Annotated in this window: 12 protein-coding genes; 1 reads left to right on the top strand and 11 read right to left on the bottom strand. The window is 36.4% G+C overall.

What is annotated here, in order from left to right; all coding sequences use genetic code 11:
• Positions 1–24: 24 nt before the first annotated feature.
• From glpA to F606_RS0119555, 11 genes are all read right to left on the bottom strand, one after another.
• The gene (gene glpA, locus F606_RS0119505) at positions 25–1641 is read right to left on the bottom strand and encodes an anaerobic glycerol-3-phosphate dehydrogenase subunit GlpA (RefSeq protein WP_019555568.1); all 1617 of its coding nucleotides are present in this window, start codon (positions 1639–1641) and stop codon (positions 25–27) included.
• A 63-nt stretch (positions 1642–1704) separates the two neighbouring features.
• Positions 1705–2511 (bottom strand): HAD-IIA family hydrolase, encoded by an 807-nt coding sequence (locus F606_RS0119510; RefSeq protein ID WP_019555569.1) that lies wholly within the window; start codon positions 2509–2511, stop codon positions 1705–1707.
• 80 nt (positions 2512–2591) lie between these two features.
• On the bottom strand, positions 2592–3410 hold the full coding sequence (gene rhaD, locus F606_RS0119515) for a rhamnulose-1-phosphate aldolase (protein WP_019555570.1): 819 nt from the start codon (positions 3408–3410) through the stop codon (positions 2592–2594).
• A gap of 29 nt (positions 3411–3439) precedes the next feature.
• Entirely contained in the window at positions 3440–4135 is a 696-nt protein-coding gene (locus tag F606_RS0119520) for an L-ribulose-5-phosphate 4-epimerase (RefSeq protein ID WP_019555571.1), read from the bottom strand.
• A 23-nt stretch (positions 4136–4158) separates the two neighbouring features.
• Positions 4159–5202, bottom strand: a complete 1044-nt coding sequence (locus F606_RS0119525; RefSeq protein WP_019555572.1) for a 2-hydroxyacid dehydrogenase — start codon at positions 5200–5202, stop codon at positions 4159–4161.
• Between the two features lie 95 nt (positions 5203–5297).
• Complete coding sequence (locus tag F606_RS0119530; protein ID WP_019555573.1) at positions 5298–6638, bottom strand: sn-glycerol-1-phosphate dehydrogenase; 1341 nt, start codon at positions 6636–6638, stop codon at positions 5298–5300.
• A 21-nt stretch (positions 6639–6659) separates the two neighbouring features.
• Positions 6660–8042 carry a PTS galactitol transporter subunit IIC gene (locus F606_RS0119535; RefSeq protein ID WP_019555574.1) on the bottom strand — a complete coding sequence of 461 codons (1383 nt, stop codon included), beginning with the start codon at positions 8040–8042 and terminating at the stop codon, positions 6660–6662.
• A 44-nt stretch (positions 8043–8086) separates the two neighbouring features.
• Positions 8087–8389 carry a PTS sugar transporter subunit IIB gene (locus F606_RS0119540; RefSeq protein WP_019555575.1) on the bottom strand — a complete coding sequence of 101 codons (303 nt, stop codon included), beginning with the start codon at positions 8387–8389 and terminating at the stop codon, positions 8087–8089.
• Positions 8390–8410: 21 nt separating this feature from the next.
• A complete protein-coding gene (locus tag F606_RS0119545) occupies positions 8411–8857 on the bottom strand; it encodes a PTS sugar transporter subunit IIA (RefSeq protein WP_019555576.1) in 447 nt (148 codons plus the stop codon).
• A gap of 216 nt (positions 8858–9073) precedes the next feature.
• Entirely contained in the window at positions 9074–11956 is a 2883-nt protein-coding gene (locus F606_RS0119550) for a sigma 54-interacting transcriptional regulator (protein WP_019555577.1), read from the bottom strand.
• Between the two features lie 793 nt (positions 11957–12749).
• Positions 12750–14507 (bottom strand): DUF4153 domain-containing protein, encoded by a 1758-nt coding sequence (locus F606_RS0119555; RefSeq protein WP_019555578.1) that lies wholly within the window; start codon positions 14505–14507, stop codon positions 12750–12752.
• A gap of 710 nt (positions 14508–15217) precedes the next feature.
• Here F606_RS0119555 and F606_RS0119565 point away from each other — a divergent pair.
• A complete protein-coding gene (locus F606_RS0119565) occupies positions 15218–16939 on the top strand; it encodes a methyl-accepting chemotaxis protein (RefSeq protein ID WP_019555580.1) in 1722 nt (573 codons plus the stop codon).
• Positions 16940–17507: the final 568 nt, after the last annotated feature.

Raw genomic sequence — 17507 nt, forward strand, 5'->3', positions numbered from 1 at the left:
AATCCCCCGCCAATTACAAGTACATCATTTTTTTTCATCAGACATCGCTCCATTTAGATTGAATACACTTTCATATATTCCTCTTGTCAATTCCATTTCTCGCAGTGTACTGCCCCAAAGTACGGGTGAAAGGCCTTTATAACGAGCCTGCAGGAAATCCTTCATTTCTTGTACGGTATCATGTTGTGGAATTATGTCATCTTGTAAGACGAGTCCCATACTACGGAATGTACAAAACGCCCCCTGACAAGTTCCCATGCCCATTCTTGTTTGTCGGCGGATATCACTTAATGTATGACTTGTCGGAAGTTCTGCAACTTCTTCTATTTCTGCCAGGGTAACATTTTCGCATTCACAGGCAAGTTCACGTTTGGTTGGATCGGCTTGCATCCGGGCAATGACTTTCTTTAATGTATCTTCACCCAATCTTGAGGAGGCCAGTGAAACTCCATAGGCAGGAAAATATTGACGTGCCTTCGCTAGAATTTCTGGTGATACATCTTCGACTAGTGGTTCAATCGCCGTACGGCAAGGTGTCGTATTGTCCAGCTTTTTGCAGACAAGATCCGTCATATGTTCTGCCATCAGGCGGTATGTGGTGAATTTACCACCGCATATACTGGCAAACCCTTGAAGTCCATCATTCGCATGATCCAAAATTACAAACCCGCGTGATACGCCACGACCGGTTGCATTTGGATCCGCCGTATAAAGCGGACGTGAACCGCAAAATGCCCGTAATATACGAAAACCACGAAGATTTTCAATTGTAAGTTCACCAATACCAAGCAGGTATTCTACTTCGGATGTCAACGGCTGTGTATCGTCCGGGCTGTTCACGGTGGTTGAGGTCGTTCCTAAAATCGTAATCGATCCATGGGGAACAAAGATGTCTCCATCGGATGATTTGTGTAAACGGTTAATAACACGGCTGGTTAAACGATGATTAAATGCAACCAATGTGCCTCGATCCGGCTGCACATGGACCGGAATATTCGCACAAGATGCTACCTGCCCCGCCCATGGACCCGCTGCATTCACAACAAATTCGCAGGCAATATCATATTGTTGTTTTGTGAAATAGTCACGAACGGTAACCGTGCTTACTTGTCCGTTTACAGAATGAATCTTAACAACTTCGGTATACGTTTTTACTCTGCCGCCATATCGTTTCGCAGAATCAATATTTTGCCAAGCCATACGAAATCCATCAATGGCTGCATCCGGCACACGGTATACAGCCTGGGCACGATGGGTTAAGTTTGGTTCCAAATGCCAAGCTTCCGCAGGATCGATCTGGATTGCCGGCAAATTGATCTTTTTACAGGCTTCAACCCATTCTTTTTCATAGGCCGGATCATCTTCTGGCAAGCGAACAAAATATCCTTCGGTAGCTTCCACACAATGCCTGCCTATTTTACGTAAAATCGTATTTTCTTCAATACATTCACGTCCAGCATCTGCATCTTTAACAGCATAACGTCCACCGCTATGCAATAGACCATGATAACGAGAACTCGTTCCATGTACCATGTCACGCATTTCAAGCAGCATGACATCAACCCCACGCATTGCTAAGTCACGCAAGATGCCAACGCCTGTGGCGCCACCGCCAATTACAAGTACTGTCGCTTTTTCCATCACCATTACGCCTTCTTTATGTAATAAGTTTTGTAAACAATATGCCTCGCTTGTATACAAAACTTATTTTTTATTTATATCATATTTTTTCAATTCTCTGTAAATATCACTCACCCCGGGTAATACCAGCGTGGCTGTAACACCATATTTCTGCAAATCTGCTTCTGTGGATTCCCCCGACAAAACTAAAACAGAAGCAATCCCCGCATTTTCACCGGTACGAATATCCGTATAAACACGGTCACCGACAATAGCCATTTCAGTTTTGGATACTCCAGGGATTTTTCTAAAGGCACTTTCAATAATTTCTTTGTTGGGTTTACCAATGACTTTAGGAACTTTTCCCGTCGATGCTTTGATAAATTCAATCATGGATCCAGTATCAGGAATATAACCACCTGTCACCGGACAATTAATATCAGGATGGGTCGCGATATAAATCGCTCCATCACGGATAAAGTCGCATGCTTTAACCAATTTTTGATAAGTTAAAGTGGTGTCAAACCCGAGTACCACGAACTCTGGATTTTCGTCTGTCAAAACAAACCCATGATCCCTAAAATCTTTTTCTAATGCTGATGTACCTAGCAGATAGATGCGTGCCTGCGGTCTTAAGGCCGACAGATAACTGATCGTCGCATCACCCGATGTCAGTACATTTTCCCGGTTACAACGTATGCCCAGATTTTGCATTTTATTTACATAATGAGCACCGTCCTGCGATGAATTATTGGTCAAAAACAAAAACTGACGACCACTCGACCGAAGATACGACATAAACTCCATTGCTCCTGGCAGCAAAGTATCACCAAGATTAATCGTACCATCCATATCCAATAAAAAACAACGTATTTCACCCAAAGATACCATGGATTTTAAGCTCCTTTTCTTTTTTAACAAAGCTAAAATTTATGAGATTTATTTTGAAACCCCTTCTACACAGATTTAGACTAATCCAAAAATTCTGTTGGCAGCTTCCGTGAAAAACTTTCCGCCAAGTTTAATAAATTTTCTTTGGTAATGGTATGTTTCTTGCCCCCCATAGACATTACCCGGCTATAGATCTCCGCCGCTTTTTCTATTGTGTCCATCAGACCAAAAGCTTCATCCAAACTGTTACCAGCAACAAACAACCCATGATAGGCCCAAACAACAGCATCATATTTTTTCATTAAACTAGCTGTTGCTTCGGCAATATCAGCGCTGCCAGCGATCATCCAAGGCAATACACCGATTCCCTGGTGAAATACAATGGAATTTTCCGTGGCCATTTCCCATAATTCCCGCGTAAATACTTTATCTTCCAACGGTAAAACAAATGTTAATGCCATTAAATTGGGTGTGTGTGCATGATATATAACACGATTTTTTCCCTTACTCAATTGTTTTTTTATACTGTGATTCGCTAAATGTGTTGAAAGTTCACTGGTTGGAACACCTCCGTTTTTTAACCCCCAAACAACATCATATTTTAAGCCTTGATCATCTATTTTTATGATTGCAATATTATCTTGTGGTGCCAAAATAACATTACGCATATACTTTCCGCTGCCGGTCACTAGGAAATATTCGCCAGCCAATTCTGGGACAGCAACCCCAATCCGCGTCCATTGGTGATTTCCCTTTAGATTTTCTTTTACAGAATCAATCTCTTCTATACTAATACGATAACTTAAATTTCCGCCATTTCTCTCATGCCAGCCTTTTTGAAAACCATCCTCTGTTAACCGAATAAAACCTTTTATAAAATCTGCTTTTAATATATCCAAGAAAAACACCTCTCCTTATAAAATACGAATCAACCCTGACCATAATATGCATTTTTGCCATGTTTTCTAAAATAATGTTTCTCCAATAAAACAGGCTGCATCGCTTGAACCTGTGAATTAATCAACAGCGTATTTTCGGCCATAAACGCAATTTCTTCTAAGATTACCGCTTTTTTAACAGCTGCCAGCGGATCGTTTCCCCACGCAAACGGTCCATGCGAGTAAACCAAAACGCCTGGAACATCTTTCATCTGTATCTTTTTTTTCCGAAATGTTTCAATAATGACTTTCCCTGTTTCTTTTTCATATTCCCTGTTTATTTCATCGTCTGTCATTGCCCGTGTACAAGGTATTTCCCCATAAAAATCATCTGCATGTGTTGTTCCCAATGCAGGTATGCTGCGGCAAGCCTGTGCCCATGATGTTGCATAACGTGAATGCGTATGCACGATCCCACCTATATCTCGACAAGCTTTGTATAATTCCAAATGTGTTGGTGTATCCGATGAAGGGGCCTTATTTCCTTCTATAATATTGCCTTCCATATCAACTACTACCATATCGTCGACTGTCATGTCTTCATATGGAACTCCCGAAGGTTTAATTACAACTAAATTTTTATCTCGATCAATCCCCGAAACATTCCCCCACGTAAAGGTAACCATTTTATATTGTGGCAGCATTTCATTCGCTTTATATACTATTTTTTTTAATTCTTCTAGCATACTCCAGCCTCCTTAGATCATTTCTAATGAATGATCATTTTACTGAATCCGGCAGCAAAATAATCATTCATAACATTTTTTAACAAATATGGTGAACGTGCTATAGCATCCACTGTATCTCCAGCAATATGCGCAGTCAGTGTAACATTATCCAATTTTAGGAAAGGATCATTTACCGGAATTGGTTCTGTCCAAAAAACATCCAATGCGGCTCCGGCAATTTTTTTGTTTTGCAGCACTTCCAGTAAATCCGCTTTATTTATTAACTTAGCTCGCGCCGTATTAATTAAATAAGCATTTTTCTTCATCAAAAAAAGTAAATCCTTATTTATCATTCCTGTAGTTTCTTCCGTCAGACGTGTATGCAAAGATACAATATCACTGTTCTCAAATATTTCCTGTAGAGATACTTTTTTGACTGTAATATTTTCTCTCATCAATTCTTCTTCACTGACAAATGGATCATAGGCTTGTACTTCTATGTTGAGCGCCTGTAAATATTCAACTAACAATTTACCTATATTGCCCAAACCTACCAAACCTACTTTCAGGTTGGATAATGTTGTTTTATAAAACGCGTTGCTAAATTCTTTTTCCCACCCGCCAGTTTTTATAGAATAATGGGATTTCGCAATATTTCGTGTTTCTGCCAGTATTAGACCCAACGTAAATTCTGCTACCGGTACAGCATTTCTGATTACATGTATTACCGGTATATTATGTTTAGCTGCTTCTTGTATATTAATATTTTCCAAGCCGCCACGACTAACCCCAATCATTTTTAAATTGGTCCCGGCACGAATCATGGTTTGGGAAACTGGTGCAAGATGTACCAATAGATAGTCAGCATCTGGAAGGAGCTCCAAAATCCCATCAGGAATCGGTATATTTTCTGAACCACTACGTTCAATTAATAAAATTTTCTTTTGAAATTCATCTTTACTCAATTCGGAAAACCATTCAAATTTTTCAACTTTAATCTCATCATTTAAATGAAGCATATACGCTGCTTTTTCCATATTTTCACTACTCACCAAAGCATCGCCGACAACAATAATTTTTATCATACTACTGTCCTTCCTCGAAAGAAGTTTTTTTGGTAAAAATATATTACAGCTCAAAACTAGAGTAAGCTGTAATATATTCACCATTTTAGTATTCCTTATTTATATTGTTCAATCTGTTTGCATACGCAGTCCGCGGCATTTTCCAACTCGCCCATATCAAACAATAACTGTAATATTCCATAACGATTTCGTAGTTCTTTGGCATAAACAATACTATTTCTTAGCAATTCAGATGTTACACCAAGCTCTTTTGGCAAGTATGGTGCCTGTATTTTTTTCATAGCAGCAATGATTTGTTCCGGTGCTGGTAAGGCATTCGCTAATTTTATAAAATCTTCTCGATGCTGCTGCAATACGGCTAATCGTTTAGCTACTGCGACATCACTATTTTTGTGTACATTTTCTTCTAAAGACAAAACCCCAGGAGCAGATATTCCATAGGCTTTTTTGATGGATTTTTTCCAGGTCTGTTCATCAAAGGAAGGCTGTGGAAAAGCTTTGCCACTTGCCAATATTTTTTTTGCATATTGATAAAGTAATAATGCAATAACCGTACCGACACCGACTTTTGTTCCATGCAACGGGTCCTCTTGACCACTTTGTAAAAACATCATCTCCCAATAATGTGCTAAATGATGTTCACTTCCCGATGCAGGTCTGGAATTGCCTACATAACTCATCCCTACTCCGGCAAGTACCAGCCCTTCCATAATAGCTCCCATCGCTTTTTTATTGCGTGAAGGAATCCCATCAATCGATGTTTCCAGGGCTTTTAAGGCATCCTGCATAATACCATCAACAAACTCACAATAATATTCTCCCGTAATCAAATGAGACAGTTTCCATTCCGTAAGGCAGATATATTTGCCAAAAACATCGCCGACACCAGCCGTAATCAGATGCATAGGTGCTTTTGACAAAACATCCACATCACCAAGAATCGCTTTAGCATGGCCCATTTTTTCATAAGTTGTTTTTAAATTATGAATCAGCATTGGTGTAACATCCGAAGCATACCCATCCATAGATGGTGCTGTCCCAATAATGAAATAATCAATTTTCATCTTGTGAGAAATGAACCGACAGGAATCATTGATCGTTCCTGAACCTACGGCTATAATCAAATCTGTTGCCGACGTTATATCAGCAATAAGATTGCCTAACGTAATTTCATCCGGGATGATTTCGTCGGCTTCTAGTCTGATTTTGTCAAAAAAGATTTCGCCTTTTTCTAAAACAGCATATACCATCTGTCCAGCTGCTTTTTCTGTGTTTTTATCAACAACGACTGCCACATGTTGATAACCTTTTTCTTTGATGTACTCTGTCAAAGATTCCATGACATCAACACCTATAGCAACGTGCTTGATATCGCAAATATGTTTCCTGCCGCAGGAACATTCAATTTCTTTATTCAAATAACGATTCCAATCCATTTTATATTCCTCCATATATTTTTAAGCGTTCTTAGCCGCCTGTAGATCTATATAATCCGTAATTTTTTGCTTGTTCAGTTTATAGAAAGCAAAACCCGCAAAATAAATTACGACTGCTACCCCAATCCAAAGCGGACTTCCTGACAGAAAGGCAAAAAATACTAATGACATCAATGGTTTACCTAAAATATTAAAGCTGGTAATCAGCATAGCAGTTACCGGAATCGCTACACCAACCGTAGTTGCAATACTAGTAAACAGCGGTGCTGTCGCAGTACAAACCAAAAGCCCTAGACTAAACCAAATCACACCGGAAATAACAATTTTAACAATATTGCCATTGTGTACAGCTACCAGTCCTTGTACCATATACGGTATGGCAAGCAAATCCACAACCGGAAGTGTCTGGTTTCCCGGTAAAACAACTGCAATGAATACCATAATTGGAATCAAGATCAAACCACACGTAAGTGTTGCCGGTTCACCATAACCACAGGCATCATTCACAGCAATATACCATTCACGATCTGTTTGTTTCGACATCATTTTACGTGCAGCTTCTGTAATCGCAGCAAAAGCCTGGGAAAATACAGCTGCAACTTTTGGGAAAATAGCCATTACTGCACTCGTTGAAATACCTACTTTAAAAATTTCGCCCCATGCCATAATAGTCGTAATACGATCCATATTCCCAATAATACCAATCAGCATCCCTAAAACGAGACCCAAAGTCATCGGTTCACCTAAGAAGCCAAATTTTTCTTGTACTGTCTGTGGGTTTAATTTGATTTTGTTAAGCCCAAAAAAATTATAAATTGGTTCTATAACAATAGCAAAAATAGAAGGCTCTACATTGTGCATTGCTATAATCGTACAATTCGGATAGTTATAGTATTTTGACCATCTTTTAGCCAGCAATTCGGAAATCAATAAGCTATATAAATTCATCAATATCATACAGGAAATCCCTAAAGCAAAGCTGCCTGTAACAGTAGTAACCATGGCTCCCCACACCATATAAGAATAATTATTCCACAAATCAGATGGTTGGAACACGTCCGTCCATTTAATCAAGAATAAAACGGTCTGCAACACAATTCCTATCCCCAGATAAATCATTCCGGCATCCGTCGAATAGGCAACCAAAGCGGTAGCCTGCCAGCCTACATCAAATACAGGAAGATTAACACCCGTATTATTAACCATTCTTTGGATAACTGGACTAATAATAGGTGTAAATGCATTGATCAATAACATAAATCCAGCCAAACCTACACCTGCATACATAGCTGCTAAAAAAGATTTTTTAGTTGTAACTTTAAACACTTTAGCAATAATGAAAATAACAATTGGTACTACTACGGCTGCTCCTAATGAATCAATAATCTCTTTTAATATATCCAAAATCTAACAGTCCTCTCCTCTAGTAATTTTTTTAATACAAAAAGTTATTTTTTCAAACCCTCAACGACTTTCGTTACTTCATCCAAAAATTCATCTTCTCCGATGCCGGTCAAACAAGCAAACGCATTGATTACTGGAATTTCATAATCCCCCTGCGGCAGCGGACTGGTAAAAGTAAGCAGGTCGAACTTACCTGACTGGGCTAAGTTCATCGCTTCTGTCGGTCTTGCTTCTACTGTTTCAACATGGTACCCTTTATCACTTAGATATTCTTTCAATTTGCCTGCTACCATAGAAGATGTTACTGTTCCTGAACCACATACAGATAAAATATTAACTCTTTTCATGAAAACATTGCCCCTTTACGTTTAAACTTTGATAAAATCCAATAAATTGTCGACTTCTTTTTTGGTTGTTGCATTTCTAATATTCTTCATTAGTTCTACATTTTGAAATATTTTCATTAAGTTTCCCAACAACCCCACTTGTGAAGCCGGATCTTTCACCGCCAGTAAAAAAACCAAACCAATTTTTAGTGTTTTTGTCGGTTCACTCATCGAATGAAATTCGACTGGATTTTTTAGAATTCCGATCGCAAAGTTAGATATATTTACATGTTCTGTGTTTGTGTGCGGAATTGCTACACAAAATTCTCCTAAATCCAACCCTGTCGGTAATTTACTTTCTCTTTCTAACACTGCATCAATGTACGTATCTTTGACATAATTTTTGGCGAGCATTCGTGTGCCCAATTCCCGAATGACACTTTTGGGATCTTCTGCTTCAACGTTTAATGCAATCAAATCTAAATCCATTATATTGCCTCCTCTCTATCAACTCTCTGAGTTAACCTGTCACTTAATACTAAAGCAAGTTTCGTGCCAACAAAAAAAGATCAATTGTTTTTCCTAAAAAGCCTGCATTCTAAAGGCTTTTCTCCAACCATTCCACAATTCGCAAACAAAAATACATTTGAAAGTTTTGCCTAAACATTATGTAACAGTCTCAAATTCCTGCTTTATGACAGCAGCTTATTCTAATTGTGCAATTTTATCTAAAATAATATTTTGAAAATCATCTTGATTTGTACAACTTTTAATCTTGACCATAAATTCATGATCACGTAAAATTTGCAGCATATTTTTTACAACTTCCTGATCATTTGATTTAAAAACTGGCATAAAGATAAAATTAACATTTCCGACGCCCCAGTCAATCGGATTTTTCAACTTCACAAAAACAAAACTCGTGCGGTTCACCGCAATTGAATTACCATGCGGTACTGCTGTATTTCCCTCACTAAAAGTAGGCAATAAAGCTTCTCGATCAAGTACCGACTGTAAATATTCTTTTTCAACATACCCTTTATTAATCAGCAAAGAACAAATATATTCTAAAATTTCATTTTTAAAGTAAATAGCAGGCTCAAATAACATAAAATCACGAGTTATATTGCGTTCATATTTCGTAAGTTCTGATTCATGCCTTGTTTCAAAATAAAGTTCAATGTTTTTCAATAGATTTTTATCATAATTAATAAAAGTAGTCCCGGCAATTTTCGGATTCATCGTCCCGACAATTAATACATTATGTTCTTTCTGAAAATCGGTTATTTCATTAAGCAAATTTTCATCAAGGGCACTCATAACATAACAAGGAATATGCGTATACTCTTTTTTAATCACCTCACCAATATGTTTTGCATTGCCTTCGCCAGTCAGACACATTGCAATAATCAAATTTGCTTTATGACTATTTTCTTTTTCAGTAAAGTACAAATCGCCCAACTTATCTTTTTTTAAGTAAAAATAGATTTCATCTAAAGTATCTTCACCTAAAGATACCCGCCGCGTAGCTTCAAGCCCCAAAACAAGATCAACTCGATTTAGAGTCTTTGTCTTGATATGAGTCTGCTCGTAAACGATATCACCAATATTGCTCAAAGATCCCATATCTACTAAGAACAAAACCCCACGTCCCTGATCGATAACCTTAGCCAGTTCAATCGCTTTATTATAAATATTGATTGGTTTTTCCGTTAATGGCATATCAAGCGCAATAGGGAAATTCGTTCCGAGCAGATCTTTAATAACCTTTACCGTTTCACTGGCAATATAACCATGCGAAATCATAATTAAGCCAATTCTATTTTTTAAAGTTTCATAATTAAAAGCAGATTTGATATATAAGGCAATAAACGCAACCTCATCTTCGGGAATATTAATATTTTCTTGCTGTTCCAGGCGCTTGGCAGCGGCTAAAGCAATCGCATATTCCGCAGCAAACTCACGTTTAATCTTATCAAGATGAATATTAATGATTTTCTGATTCAAACGTATCCTCTTTATAGCCTCTTCCAGATGAATTGCCAAATATTTAAACGCACTGCGATTGATTTGGAGTCCTGCTTCTTTTTCAATAAGCTCTTGCATCAAAAACTTCACTTCAGACATAACCGTTTCACTGACGAAACTGCATAAATCATTCATTGAAAAAAGATCTGTCTGTCTAATATCATTTACATTTAAACTTGTAAAGCGATTTATAACAAATGCCCAGAGAATATTTTCTATTTCGCCTTCCGATAAATTCAATATTTTGAGTTCATCGTATTTTGCTTCGATACTCTGATACATATCTTGTACATCAGGATCTTGCTCTTCTATAGGAACCGAGGCAGCCAGATTGTCAGGCTTAAAAGGAATCAGCATTAAATTATTTAAATATTTTCTAATTTCCGAATGGTTTTCATCCATCAAAGTTTTTTCATCGACTGAATCAATCAGTTTTAAAATTTCATTCACATCGATCGAAACTAGACGATCTGCCTTGTTGTGCATGACTTTCAGAAAAGATCTGGCACAGAGCACTTGAATCATATTCTGTAGTTCCCCAATATTGCCATTAAATTTATTAAGTGCCAAAATTTCAACCACATTTTTATCTACAAAAATTTTACAATTGATCCGATTGCATTCTTGTTGGAAAATTCGATATATTAAGTCAACTTTTTCTTTTAAAAATCGTTCACGCAACGAAGGCAAATAAATCACCATTGGTATGCGGCGACGAAAGGTAAGCAATAAATTTGTTTCTATATTTTCAGTTGTAGCACCAACTAACATAATACTTACTTTCCGTTCACCGCTGCTTTCGCCTAACCGCCTAAAACTGCCTCGATCTAAAATAGAAAACAATATTTCCTGTCCTTTTGGTGGCAAACGGTGAATTTCGTCTAAAAACAGCATGCCACCATCAGCTTGTTCCACCAAACCGGGGCTGTCATTTACAGCGCCCGTAAAAGCTCCCTTTTTATAACCAAATAGAAGTGACAATAACAATTGCGGATTATCCGCATAATCCGCACAATTAAATACAACAAACTCAGCATGAGTCCGTAAAATACTTTCCTGCTCAGCAAATTGATACATTTTTTTTGAAAATAAACTTTTCCCCACACCGCTTTCGCCAACAATCAAGGTCGGCAAACCTTTGGGCGGATACAATATTGCTGATTTTGCCTGCTCAATTGAATTTTTCAAGCTGCCCTTATACCCAATTAAATCTGTAAAAGGATCTTTCATGGCATGATTCTCTACAGCCACATCAAAAGTTGTTTCTTCTTTTGACAAAACCTCTTCTACAACCCGCCGTGATATAGTAAAGCCCTGTTCTAATAACGCTCTTGTTATATCAGCAATATTGATTGTTTTAGCATTTTTCTCAATGGCTAAAATTGCTGATTTTAAATAAGGATACCTTCGCTGCCGAGAATTAAGAATATTTAATTCTTTTCTGATATTTGTAATATTTTCTCGTGTCGTATTTAAATATTTGGCAATTTCCATATCTGTTAAAGGATTTTTTTTATTTTCTGTGTTGATGATATTAATGATCTTATTCTGCATCTCCATAAACATATCTCCTCCTCTATATTATAGTAAGCAAGATGTATGCCATACTTTTCTGAGTTTTTTATCAGATCCATATCGCGTTATTACGTTTGCTATTTAACATCTTATACAAAATGTAAAGATACAATATATTCGCATTTTGTAATGTATAAAATGTAAGCAGGAATTAAACTAAAATATACCCCACAGGAAAGATAAGGAATCTTCATCCCATGGGGTTATATTTTTAGTATAGTTAGATAATCCGGTTCATACTTTAACGTAAGAAGCATGTTCAATCATAATGTTATCTTCCCCGCGACTTTTACCATCCATGCGTTGAATAATATAGTTATCTTTCAAAATATAGCACCGTGCCTTTTTTCGACCAATATGATATCCATCTTGAGCTGTGATGGTATTTCGTAAGCACCCCTGCAGGATTATCAGTGTGGATATGGTCGATAAACTCAAATCTGATTTTAATTTAGCCGAGAATTTTTTCTTTTATGTGACATATAACAAACCCTCTTTCTATAATATTTTAGTATAGCAGATTCATTATACTCTTATTCAGAAATTGTCTTCTTTTATACTACCATTTGACGACAAAACAGCCGAAAATCAACGATAGAACCGTTGGTCTTCGGCTGTTTTTCTATAATCTCACATTACAGATTCATCTTTAAAACTAAAAACAAATTTCGTTATTTCAAGGTTAGACATAAAGAAAATCCTCTGAGCCCTACTTTCACGACAATCACCTAAAAATGATATTTTAAAGCTCACAATCCTTTGAAGTTTGTAGGAATTTTCAATGATTCTTCATTTTGACCAACAAGGAACAATCCAGTGATTGAGTATTAATTACACCTTCATCATCGGTCCCAGAAATGCTTTTGACAAAATAAATGACTTTTACATTTTCATTTTCATCTGTAACCATCATATCTTCTGTTTTTCTTACAGAATTGGTTTGATTCGCAGTATGTATTTTCTGCGCAATATCATTGATCTTTTTGGCGTAAATAACTTGGCCGTTTTCTAGGATCTTAACTTCACTGTCTTTCCCTGTACACACAACAGAAATGGGTATTTCCGGTTTCTCTATTTGACTATTTATTGTGGATAGCTCGAATAAATAGTCAAACCCCTTGATACTTGCGACTTTTTCTTGTTCTTTCATGACATGATTAAAATATTTCGTTGAGTTTCCATTAAGACCATTATTATCAGTTGGTGAAAATCCAAATACTGTTTTAAGTTCGCCTATTTTGAAATTTTGCGGAAGAATTTTCACTTCATCCAACTTATGATAGCTGTTAAAATAATAAAGAATATTCGTAATTTCCTTTTTATCGTCTGCAGTAATGTCTGGATTTATTTTACTGATTTTACCGTTTTCTATCACATCATATTTACTAATAATTTTTTCAAGTCTCATACTTTGACTCGTTGTAGAAACCGAAAAACAACTCCACGGTCCCATAACCGACAGCAATGATAAAATCGCTAACGAAATGGGTAAGACAATATTTCTAGGAGTTTTATGTGTAATGTAATATATCATACTACTTACCAGCCAAAGCCCCGTAAGAAAAACAAAGTAACGATTTTCCGTAATGCCATAGGCATTAACTCGCATGCCTAACGACAAAAACATCATTGCCAATAAGGGCAATACCACGATGGGGAATACTTTGATAAATTTATTTGCCCAAGAACTCGTATGACGCAGTGGATAAATAGCAAACATAACAGTAATACTAAGTAAGGAATACCATATCACAAGATTTGTGACGATTCCTGTCGGCCATTCCATCTGAATCAGTATTTTAGCAAAATAAATATACAATGTAGTGGAATATGCCACAACTAAGGGCATTATGATGTAAAGTAATAATACTTTTAGAACTTTAGGATATGAAGAAAGGGAAAGTTCCTTATCCTGTTTTGGTATATCCCCCAAGAAAAATACAGGAGCAAAAATTCCAGTTATAATCAGACCAATATCAAAATAAGCTTCAAAAGAAACCGTAATTAAAAAGAGTACGTGTATCATTTCTAGTATAGCTGCAAGCCCTGCATACAAGATTACAGAATATAAATAGGTAACAAAAAATCTTGTTACTAAATGAACAATATAGAGCTCGTAGTTGTCTTTTTTGTAGAAATAAGGTATGAGAAGAAACATACAATAAAACGAAATCGTAACCGCTGTATATCGAATCCACGATATGATTTGCAGATCTGCCAGAAAAAATACGTAGTAAAGCCATAATCCACCTATTGCGATTCCATAGATCAGATACTTTTTACTATTGCTTAAGGATGGTCTTCTTTCAAAAAAAACTTTGATACTTAATGACACAGGAATCGCTAGTCCTAAAATCATACAAAGATGTTGCAGTAAACTCCTGTTTTCTTCTGTTAATGTACTGAGCATATGTTGTTCCACACCGAGAATAACGGCAATAGCAGTTGATAGCAATATGGTCACAGGGAACCGTTTACTGCTTGCAATAAATTTTGCTGCTAATCCCTGACAAAATGAAATGATTTTTTCTAACATATGAACCTCCTTCAATATATAGGGGGCTGGCAATGATTCCTTTTTCCGAACAACAATTTACTATCAATCCAACCATATATCTTAAAATTAAACAAACTAAGCATAAATATATTTTCCCTACAAATTCGCAAACCCCTCTTTATTGAGTAAACGCCGACAAAACCCGCTTCATTTGGTCTTGAAAATTTTACAGCATCATAAATTCAAGGTATCTCTTATGTTGGAACTACTGCCCCAGCACAAGAGATACCTTTTTGCCTATAAAAATTCATTTTATGAAAGGGCTGGTCTATCTATAACAAATATAATTGCCCATAAAATTTTTATAATATAATATTGTACAATATATTACACAAATCATAAAATATGGTATAATAGTCCTATACTTAATTACTTTTCATACACAACACGGATACTACCTCATCCCAATATACATCATAAATATTATGTATATTGCAAATAAAAAAAAGGCATTTATTTCGTATTAAATTGGCGGTTTATGTGGAGCATTACATTATTGGGTTTGAACGAGCCTACGCGTAATGAATATTACAACTAGGACCAATAAGCCATGTTTCTGCAGAGAGACATGGCTTATATTATTGAGATCTTTATAGTCTTGTTCAAAAATGGAACATATAATAAAAAAAATACGTATTATATGTTATAAAATATATACTATTTCGAAATTCGAGGAGGTACTTATTAATATGGATTGGTTTAATAACTTACAAGTTAAACAAAAATTGACGCTTTTAATTGCTGTATTTGTTTTTGCCATTATTGGTGTCTCAGTAGCGAATAACTTAGAATTAAAGCAAAGCAGCTCTCGAATGGATCAACTTTACACAACGAATGTGAAACAAATTCAATTGGCTTATAAAGATAAAGTATTATTACATCAAACTGTAGAAACCATATATGCTTTAATAATTTCAACTGAATCTAGCGAAACCCAAAGACTCAAAACGGATCTCGCTGAAATAAGAAAAGAACTAGATGAAAATATTGCAACCTATGAACAGCTGCCATTGACCTCTGCGCAAATTAGTGATATAAATGCCCTAAAAGATTCTGTACAAAAATACCGTGCTGTTAACAATCGGATAATCGACCTAGCAACACAAAATAAAAATCAAGAAGCATATGCTTTATCAAAACAAGAAGCAGCACCATTATTGAAAAATATTTTAGTTGCTGGAGATAAAATTGCAAATGATTCGGATCAAGGCGCCGCTGAAATGAATGAATTCGGTAAGACCGAAATAGTAAAATCAGTATGGACATCTAGTATAATTACCTTAATTGCCATCTTATTAGGTTTAAGTATAGGTATATTAACGGTTAAGCAAATAGGAAACAGATTAAAAATGACTGTAAATTTCTTGACACATCTTGCTGATGGAAATTTTTCAAATAACATTTCAGAAAAAAGCATGCAAGATAGAAGCGAATTTGGTATATTATCTCAGTCCGTGGATAAAATGACTCGTAGCATAAGAAAATTAATTCAACAAATTTTAGCTGCGGCTGAACAAATGGCTTCTTCTTCACAACAACTTACAGCAAGTGCAGAACAATCTTCTCAGGCGGCTACACAGGTAGCAGAATCAACGACACATGTAGCTGATAGTAGTACGAAACAACTCAAACTTATTGAACATACAGCTTCGGTTGTTAGTGAAATGATTCAGGGGATTAATACGGTAACTAAAAATATACAGACAGTCAATGACTCTGGTAAAAGAACTTCTGATACAGCACTTGAAGGAACAAAGGCTATTAAAACAACGATAGAACAAATGGCACGTATTGGTGAAAAAACTGAAAATGCTGCAGAAGTCATTCATTCTTTAAGCCAATATTCGAAAGAGATTGATAAAATCATAGGTATAATTTCCTCTATCGCCGATCAAACAAACCTTTTAGCTTTAAATGCCGCTATAGAAGCAGCACGAGCTGGCGATGCTGGACGAGGCTTTTCTGTTGTTGCCGAAGAAGTCAGAAAATTAGCAGAACAATCTGCTCAATCTACAAAAGAAATTGTAGATTTAATAAAAAATGTTCAAATAAACACAGAAAAAGCTGTTTCATATATGAATGAAAATAAAAAAGAGGTTCAATCTGGCGAGGATTTTGCTAATAGTGCAGGCGAGAAATTTAACAATATCTTTACTATGATTACAGAAATAGGAAATGGCATCGAAGAAATTACAGCTTCAACGACTCAATTGGATGCTGGAACAAAGCGTGTTGTTGAATCATCAAACAATATAGATAAAGAATCCCGTAAAGCCGCTAGTGAAACACAAACAATTTCAGCGGCAACAGAAGAGCAATCTGCTTCAATGGAAGAAATCGCTAGTGCAAGCACACATTTAGCAAAAATGGCGGAAGACTTGCAAACTATTGTACGCAAATTTAAAGTGTAAACGTCACACATTTATTTCGGTTCACTTCGTACTTATGTTGTCCTGTATAAGTATAATAAATTATGACATTTTAAGTGTTTCTTCTTCCGGGATAATAGTATATCATTTAAAGAAAAGACCTCTCATCCAAAAATGATTAGAGGTCTTTTCTTGTCTGCAATTAAATAGAATTTTTTTATCCGCCTGCTTCTCGTTATCATGAATCTTTGTAACTTCATATTCTTTTTAAAAAAGGGATGTTCTTACAATAAAGAGAATATATAGTTCTAAAAGGTGGTGATATCCTTGTATATTACGGTACGGCAGTACCGTGGTTCCGGAGAAGCGGAAACCGCTTGTCCGGAACAGGAAACCGATGTTCTAGCGGTGTGAGCCGCCTGTCCGGAGCCGCGGGAGCCGATACCGAAGATTACTCTGTTAAATCTTTATCCAAGCCATAAATCTCTCTCATAGAAATATCTTTCGAGGGATCCAAGCTTTCGATATTGATTTTATATGCATCATGGACGATGCGGTCCAGAATGGCGTCAGCCAAAGGGCTGCTATCACCGCCAAGCTGCTCATACCA

The organism is Propionispira raffinosivorans DSM 20765, from assembly GCF_000381065.1.
Lineage (GTDB): Bacteria > Bacillota > Negativicutes > Selenomonadales > Selenomonadaceae > Propionispira > Propionispira raffinosivorans.

Excerpts from the sequence above, each read along its gene's own strand:
- F606_RS0119510 (WP_019555569.1), bottom strand. The coding sequence starts at position 2,511 with ATGGTATCTTTGGGTGAAATACGTTGTTTTTTATTGGATATGGATGGT.
- F606_RS0119540 (WP_019555575.1), bottom strand. The coding sequence starts at position 8,389 with ATGAAAAGAGTTAATATTTTATCTGTATGTGGTTCAGGAACAGTAACA.
- F606_RS0119550 (WP_019555577.1), bottom strand. The coding sequence starts at position 11,956 with ATGGAGATGCAGAATAAGATCATTAATATCATCAACACAGAAAATAAA.
- F606_RS0119525 (WP_019555572.1), bottom strand. The coding sequence starts at position 5,202 with ATGATAAAAATTATTGTTGTCGGCGATGCTTTGGTGAGTAGTGAAAAT.
- F606_RS0119565 (WP_019555580.1), top strand. The coding sequence starts at position 15,218 with ATGGATTGGTTTAATAACTTACAAGTTAAACAAAAATTGACGCTTTTA.
- F606_RS0119555 (WP_019555578.1), bottom strand. The coding sequence starts at position 14,507 with ATGTTAGAAAAAATCATTTCATTTTGTCAGGGATTAGCAGCAAAATTT.
- glpA (WP_019555568.1), bottom strand. The coding sequence starts at position 1,641 with ATGGAAAAAGCGACAGTACTTGTAATTGGCGGTGGCGCCACAGGCGTT.
- F606_RS0119545 (WP_019555576.1), bottom strand. The coding sequence starts at position 8,857 with ATGGATTTAGATTTGATTGCATTAAACGTTGAAGCAGAAGATCCCAAA.
- F606_RS0119530 (WP_019555573.1), bottom strand. The coding sequence starts at position 6,638 with ATGGATTGGAATCGTTATTTGAATAAAGAAATTGAATGTTCCTGCGGC.
- F606_RS0119520 (WP_019555571.1), bottom strand. The coding sequence starts at position 4,135 with ATGCTAGAAGAATTAAAAAAAATAGTATATAAAGCGAATGAAATGCTG.